Annotated in this window: 4 protein-coding genes; 3 read left to right on the forward strand and 1 reads right to left on the reverse strand. The window is 70.6% G+C overall.

The annotated features are described in order from the left end of the window. Positions 1–273: DUF3817 domain-containing protein (locus tag H5J30_RS27435; RefSeq protein WP_181790002.1), on the reverse strand; the 273-nt coding region annotated here is incomplete at its 3' end. Positions 274–392: 119 nt separating this feature from the next. On the opposite strand from H5J30_RS27435, the gene H5J30_RS27440 reads away from it, so the two are divergent. The 3 genes from H5J30_RS27440 to H5J30_RS27450 are packed head-to-tail and all read left to right on the forward strand — an operon-like array spanning position 393 to position 2,396. Beyond that, positions 393–1,031, forward strand: coding sequence for an AIM24 family protein (locus H5J30_RS27440; protein ID WP_181790003.1), 639 nt, complete (start codon positions 393–395; stop codon positions 1,029–1,031). A 1-nt stretch (position 1,032) separates the two neighbouring features. After that, on the forward strand, positions 1,033–1,683 hold the full coding sequence (locus tag H5J30_RS27445) for an AIM24 family protein (protein ID WP_181790004.1): 651 nt from the start codon (positions 1,033–1,035) through the stop codon (positions 1,681–1,683). Between the two features lie 23 nt (positions 1,684–1,706). Then, on the forward strand, positions 1,707–2,396 hold the full coding sequence (locus tag H5J30_RS27450; protein WP_181790005.1) for an AIM24 family protein: 690 nt from the start codon (positions 1,707–1,709) through the stop codon (positions 2,394–2,396). The last annotated feature ends 19 nt before the right edge of the window (positions 2,397–2,415 follow it).

The following is a 2,415-nucleotide window of genomic DNA, read 5'->3' on the forward strand; positions in this document are numbered from 1 at the left end:
GCGCTCGGCGACGAAGCCGCCGCCGGGCAGCACGGCGAGGACGAAGTACAGGGCGGCGCGCTTGGCCGGCCAGCGGGTGCGGTTCCAGGCGTCGGCGAGGAAGAGCACGTACCCGATGAAGAGCAGCCCGTGGATCATGCCCATGACCGGGACCGCGTCGAAGTCCGTCGTCCGCTTGAGCACGGAGGACACGAGCAGCAGGAGGAAGGAGACCGCCTCGGGGGCGGAGATCAGCCGGAGCCGGCGGAGGGCGGATGCGGTGTCGATGTCCACGGGAAAGCCTTCGGTTCGTCCGGATTCCGGGGGATCTCCCCGGGCAAACTGGACCCCATTGTGTCAGCCGCCCATACCCGGCCTTCCGGGAGGGGTGGCCGAGCCGCTAGCGTCGCCCCGTGGCTCAGTTTCGACTGCAAGGCAGCAAGGTGCTGGCCGTGGACATGGCCGGCGACGCGGTGAAGGCGAAGAACGGCTCGATGGTCGCCTATGACGGCCAGATGGCGTTCAAGAAGCTCACGGGGGGCGGCGAGGGGATACGGGGGATGGTGACGCGCCGGCTGACCGGCGAGTCCATGGAGCTCATGGAGGTGAAGGGGCAGGGCACCTGCTACTTCGCCGACCGGGCCAGCGTGATCAACCTTGTCGGCCTCCAGGCCGACAAGCTGTACGTGGAATCGAGCAACCTGCTGGCGACCGACGGCGGGCTGAAGACGGGGACGAGCTTCACGGGGATGCGCGGCGCCGGCACCGGCACCGGGCTCTTCACCACCACGGTGGAGGGCACGGGGCAGGCGGCCGTCATGTCGGACGGCCCCGCGGTGGTGCTGCGGGTGACTCCGGGCACGCCGCTGGTCGTCGACCCCGGCGCGTACGTCGCCCACACCGGCCGGGTGCAGCAGCACTTCCAGTCCGGCGCGACGTTTCGCACCCTCATAGGCGAGGGCGGCGGCGAGGGCTTCCAGATCCGCTTCGAGGGCGACGGGCTGGTCTACGTGCAGCCCAGCGAGCGCAACACGGTGGGGGGCCAGGTCTGACATGCCGTTCCGCATGCTCAATTCGAAGATCGCCGAGGCGCAGGTGCTGCCCGGCCGGACGATGTACAGCCAGCGCGGGTCGATGCTCGCGTACACCGGGCAGGTCAGCTTCACGCCCAACATCCAGGGCGGCCAGGGCGGCCTCACGTCGATGATCGGCCGCCGGGTGGCGAACGAGGCGACGCCGCTGATGACCGTCGAGGGCTCGGGCACGGTGATGTTCGGGCACGGCGGCCACGAGGTGCACGTGATCGAGCTGGCCGGCGACACCCTGTACGTGGAGGCCGACCGGCTGCTGGCCTTCGACGGCTCGCTGCAGCAGGGCACGATGTTCATGGGCTCGCAGGGCGGCGTCATGGGCATGGTCCGCGGCCAGGTCACCGGACAGGGCCTGTTCACCACCACGCTGGCCGGCCACGGCGCGGCGGCGGTGATGGCCCACGGCGGCGTCCTGGAGCTGCCGATCACCCCGCAGCGGCCGGTGCACGTCGACCCGCAGGCGTACGTCGCCCACCGCGGCCAGGTGCAGAACAAGCTCTCCACCGCGCTCGGCTGGCGCGACATGGTGGGGCGCGGCTCCGGCGAGGCGTTCCAGCTGGAGCTGTCGGGCAACGGCACGGTGTACGTGCAGGCATCGGAGGAGAAGCTGTGACCGCCGGACCCGTCGTGCACGACATGAACACGCTGCCGCACAACGACAACGTCCACCCGTACGCCTTCAGCGTCGCGCTCAACGGGCAGTGGTTCCTGCAGAAGGGGAAGATGATCGCCTACTACGGGCAGATCTCCTTCGAGGGCGTCGGCCACGGGGCGTTCGACGGCCTGGTCGCCGGCAGCTTCCACTCGCCGCTGCACGCCGCGGACTGGGTGGTGGCGAACGGCAGCGGGATGATGGTGCTCGCCGACCGGGCGTTCGACGTCAACTCCTTCGACCTGGACGACGGCAACCTCACGATCCGCTCGGGGAACCTGCTGGCGTTCGAGCCGGGTCTGGAGCTGAAGCAGTCGATCGTGCCGGGCTTCCTGACGCTGATCGGCACGGGCAAGTTCGTCGCCGTCTCCAACGGCGCCGTCGTCTTCGTCGAGCCGCCGATCCGGGTCGACCCGCAGGCGCTGGTGGGGTGGGCCGACTGCCCCTCGCCGTGCCACCACTACGACCACGGCTACATGCAGGGCCTCCTCGGCGGCATCCGCGCGATGACCGGCATCGGCGGCGCGTCCGGCGAGGAGCACCAGTTCCAGTTCACGGGCGCCGGGCAGGTGCTGCTGCAGTCGACGGAGACGATGCAGGCGGGGCTGGCGACCGGCGCCGTGCCGCACCAGCAGGGCGTGCCGGGCGGCACTCCCGCGGGGTACGGCAGATAGCGCGCGGCGGGCGGCGTAC

The sequence above is a fragment of the Streptomyces phytophilus genome (assembly GCF_013870535.1).
Lineage (GTDB): Bacteria > Actinomycetota > Actinomycetes > Streptomycetales > Streptomycetaceae > Streptomyces > Streptomyces phytophilus.

Excerpts from the sequence above, each read along its gene's own strand:
- H5J30_RS27445 (WP_181790004.1), top strand. The coding sequence starts at position 1,033 with ATGCCGTTCCGCATGCTCAATTCGAAGATCGCCGAGGCGCAGGTGCTG.
- H5J30_RS27450 (WP_181790005.1), top strand. The coding sequence starts at position 1,707 with ATGAACACGCTGCCGCACAACGACAACGTCCACCCGTACGCCTTCAGC.